We start from the raw sequence: 545 nt of genomic DNA on the forward strand, positions 1-545 counted from the left end.
ACTCAAGACACTCCAACAACCACGGCGCTTGCCGATGGCGGCTGGGTGGTGACCTGGGAAGGCGAAGGAACGGGCGATAGCTTAGGCATCTTCCAGCAGCGCTATGCGGCCAATGGCGACAAGGTGGGGACGGCTCAAAACCCGGTCAACAGCTATGGCGGGGGTACTCAAGGCACTCCAACAACCACGGCGCTGKCCGRTGGCGGCTGGGTGGTCACYTGGGCCGGCGARGGGACSGGAGACAGTTACGGCATCTTCCAGCAGCGCTACGCGGCCAATGGCGACACCGTGGGGGCGGCTCAAAACCCGGTCAACAGCTACGGCGGGGGCGGTCAATACGCTCCCACAACCACGGCGCTTTCCGGTGGGGGCTGGGTGGTCACCTGGTATGGCGAGGGGACGGGAGACAGCTACGGCATCTTCCAGCAGCGCTACGCCGCCAATGGCGACAAGGTGGGGGCGGCTCAAAACCCGGTCAACAGCTACGGCGGGGGTGAGCAAGTCACTCCCACAACCACCGCGCTGGCCGATGGCGGCTGGGTGGT

General features: G+C 65.6%; 1 protein-coding gene. It reads left to right on the top strand.

Annotated features, from left to right (window positions below; all coding sequences use genetic code 11):
* Positions 1 to 545: hypothetical protein (locus AC1D06_RS42745; protein WP_477991650.1), on the top strand; the 545-nt coding region annotated here is incomplete at both ends.

Source organism: Rhizobium sp. P2_G2 (genome assembly GCF_056403555.1).